Here is a 3,947-nt window from a genome sequence, read left to right as displayed (position 1 = left end):
CGTTCAGGCGCCAGCCGGATAGCGCAGGAGCTGAAAGTGCCTGTGGGTGAACAGGTAGGCTACCAGGTTCGATTCACTGATCATGGCAATCAGAATACCCTGATTAAACTGATGACCGATGGTATTTTGCTGGCAGAGATTCAGAATGATCGTTTCCTCAACCGCTACGATACCCTCATTATTGATGAAGCCCATGAGCGCAGCCTGAATATTGATTTCCTGCTGGGTTATCTGAAAATTCTGTTACCCAAAAGACCCGATTTGAAGTTGATTATCACTTCGGCCACCATCGATGTTGAGCGGTTCTCAAAGCATTTTGATCATGCGCCTGTCATTGAGGTGTCTGGCCGAACCTATCCCGTCGATGTCAATTATCGCCCCCTGGAAGATCTGGAACTGGAAGGTCGGGATGCGGACCTGAGGGCTCAGCAGGGCATATTGTCCTGTCTGCGAGATATAGAAGCGCTCGAACGTTCCGGCAATGGCGGACGTCTGGGGGATGTGCTGGTATTTCTCAGCGGTGAGCGGGAAATCCGGGAAACCAACAAGTTCCTCAAGGACGCCCGGCTGGCTCATACCGAGATTCTCCCTCTTTATGCCCGCCTTTCTGCGGCAGAACAAAACCGCATTTTTCAGCCTCATGGCGGTGGTCGAAGAGTTATCCTGTCCACCAACGTAGCGGAAACCTCCCTGACCGTACCGGGGATTCGCTACGTTATTGACCCGGGTACGGCAAGAATCAGCCGTTACAGTGTCCGTTCGAAAGTTCAACGGCTACCCATTGAGCCGATATCCCGGGCCTCGGCCAATCAGCGAAAAGGTCGATGTGGTCGTGTAACAGAAGGTATTTGCTACCGACTTTATTCTGAAGAAGACTTTCTGGGACGTCCTGAATTTACCGATGCCGAAATTCTCAGAACCAATCTGGCGGCGGTTATTTTGCAGATGCTCCGGTTGGGGTTGGGTGATATTGCTGCCTTTCCTTTTGTCGATGCGCCGGATACCAAGGCGATCAACGATGGTTTTAAGCTGTTGCAGGAGCTGGGTGCCGTCACCGAAAAACGTCGTATGACTCGCATCGGTCAGCAGATTTCCAGATTGCCGGTTGATCCCCGAATGGCCCGAATGCTGGTGGAAGCCGATAAAAACCGTGCTCTTGGCGAATTGCTGGTCATCACCAGTGCTCTGGCGATTCAAGACCCAAGAGAGCGACCGGCAGAGAAAAAGCAGGCTGCTGATCAGCGACACCGTGAACATTATCATGACGACTCGGATTTTATGAGTCTGGTTCAGCTCTGGAATACCTATGAAGAGCAGCGTCAGCAGCTGTCCCAGAACCAGTTGCGTAAATATTGCAAACAGCAGTTCCTGTCGTTTATGAGAATGCGTGAGTGGCGGGATCTGCACCGGCAATTAGCGCTGGCCTGTAAAGAGGTCGGTCTGAAAGTGAATGATGACGAAGCGAGTTATGCGGATATTCATAAATCCCTGCTGGCGGGTTTGCTTTCTCATCTGGGCAGCAAAGACGATGACGGGGATTATCTGGGTGCGCGTAACCGTCGCTTTTATATCTTCCCGTCATCAACACTGAATAAGCGCAAGCCCAAGTGGCTGATGACGGCTGAGCTGGTGGAAACCTCCAGACTGTTTGCCCGCACCAATGCCAAAATTGAGCCTCAGTGGATTGAGCCGCTGGCGGGTCATCTGGTCAAAAAAAATTATTTTGAACCCCACTGGGAGAAGAAAAGAGCTCAGGTGCTGGCGTTTGAGCAGGTGACTCTTTACGGCCTGATTATTGTGGGTCGTCGTCGGGTCGGTTATGGCGCTATTGACCCCGTGGTAGCCCGTGAGATTTTTATCCGGGAAGCTCTGGTAGAGGGGCATTATCAGTCAAAGGGCAAGTTCCAGTCCCACAACCTGTCGTTGATTCAGGAAGTGGATGAACTGGAAGCCAAGTCTCGACGCAGAGATATTCTGGTAGACCCGGAAACCCTTTATCAGTTCTACGATGAAAAGCTGCCCGCCAATATCCACAACGGAGCGGGTTTTGAAAAGTGGCGTAAGGAAGCTGAGAAACAGGATGCTCAGCGGTTGTACCTCACCAAAGAGTATCTGATGAGGCACGACGCAGGTGAGGTAACTGAGAACAAATACCCGGATTGTTTCCGCTGGGACGGACTGGAGCTACCACTGTCGTATCATTTTGAACCAGGTGCCCCGGACGATGGGGTGACGCTGACATTACCGGTACAGGCTCTGAGATTGTTGCCTAAACACCGGTTGGAATGGCTGGTGCCCGGTATGCTTTACGACAAGTGTGTCGCCCTGGTCAGAGCCTTGCCCAAGGCGGTGCGCAAAAACTTTGTCCCGGTACCGGATTATATTCGGGGCGCTATGGAGTCTATGTCTGTCTGCGATGAACCCCTGACCGATATACTGGGACATCACCTGCATCGTATGTCCGGTGTGCGTATTCTGGATGAGCACTGGGATAGCCATGATCTGCCCGATCATTTGCAGATGAACTTCCGGCTGATGGATGAGAACGGCAAGCTGCTTGGACAGGGCCGTGATCTGACCAGACTCAAAGAACAGTTTGGTCGGGAGTCTGAAGACAGTATGCGCAGACTCACGGACAGTTCATTGGAGCAGGAAGGCCTGAAAGACTGGACTTGTGGTGAGCTGCCGGAAGAAATAACCCGTAAAGTGGGTGGTCTGGTACTTAAAACCTATCCGGCTCTGGTGGATCAGAACAGTTCAGTGGCCGTGAAACTGTTTGAAGACAAGGCCATGGCTGAAGCCACTCACCGCATGGGTGTGACTCGCCTGTTGCAGTTCAAACTGTCCAGCCAGTTGAAGTTTGCCTTGACGAAAATGACGCATCTGAAACAGGTGAAGCTGCTGGCCACAGGCATCATGCAAGCCAGGGTACTGGAGGCGGATCTTCAGGCGTTCCTCATTTCAGAGGTGTTTGTTGGTGATCCTGCCCTGTCATCTGCCAATAAGGGGCCAAGAGATGAAGCAGCTTTCAACGCTCTGATTGAAGAGCGAAAAGACCAGCTGGTGCCTTTTGCGCAAGAGGTGGATAACTTGCTGTTTGAGATTTTTCAGAAAGCTCACAACATCAGTAAACAACTGAAGGGCAACCTATCCTTTGACCGGGCTTTTTCACTGTCCGATATCAAACAGCATCTGGGTCAGCTGATCTATCCCGGTTTTCTCTGTGATGCCGGCATTGAGTGGCTCAGGCACTATCCAAGATTCCTCGAAGGCATTGAGGTAAGACAGGAGAAACTGCCTGCCCAGGTCAACAAAGACAGGGCCTGGTCAGAGGAGCTGGCTACCCTTTTTAAGGCTTGGGAAAAACGTAAAGCCATTCATGAGAAGCATAAAATGGTGGATGAAAACCTGATGCTTTACCGCTGGATGCTGGAAGAGTATCGCGTCTCACTATTTGCCCAGAAACTGGGAACCCGTTTCCCGGTATCCGACAAACGTCTGAGGAAGCTCTGGCAAGAGGTTCAGGAAATCTGATAAAAGTCGTTAACTCATAGTGACACGGATTGGCAGGGAGGCTATGTCCATGAAAAACCTTTTGAAGGGGGCTGTTTTCATTTTGGCTATTCTGGGGCTCGGGTTTACTGTTGCCAACGAAATGGATCTTTTTGAAGAACAGAATAATACTGATTCTGCGCAGTTCGACTTCGGCGAAGAAGATCTGCATCAGAATGAAACGACTTCATACCCGGAGCAGGACTTTGAATCAGAAGGCGAGGTCGAATATGAGGTCGAAGACAGAGAGTACGATGATGACGAATACAATGATGATTCTGACGAGGATGAAAGCATTATAGAAGAGGGCTATTAGTTCTAGCAGCCTGTCGGACTTAAAGCTGTCCTACTGCGGTTGCAATAAATTGGTCTAAAAATTCCTGCTTCTTCGTCAA

2 protein-coding genes are annotated in these 3,947 nt (G+C 50.7%); both read left to right on the top strand.

All coding sequences use genetic code 11. The annotated features are described in order from the left end of the window. Positions 1-3,534 (top strand): ATP-dependent RNA helicase HrpA (gene hrpA, locus KDK16_RS09825; protein WP_257275856.1); only part of this gene is annotated, 3,534 nt, incomplete at its 5' end. A 49-nt stretch (positions 3,535-3,583) separates the two neighbouring features. Beyond that, positions 3,584-3,868 (top strand): hypothetical protein, encoded by a 285-nt coding sequence (locus tag KDK16_RS09820; protein ID WP_257275855.1) that lies wholly within the window; start codon positions 3,584-3,586, stop codon positions 3,866-3,868. Positions 3,869-3,947 lie beyond the last annotated feature (79 nt).

The organism is Endozoicomonas sp. SESOKO4 (assembly GCF_024606275.1).
This window is presented reverse-complemented; position numbering and strand designations above follow the sequence as displayed.

What these genes read in the sequence shown, in the direction of transcription:
- KDK16_RS09820 (WP_257275855.1), top strand. Translation starts at nt 3,584, where the DNA reads ATGAAAAACCTTTTGAAGGGGGCTGTTTTCATTTTGGCTATTCTGGGG.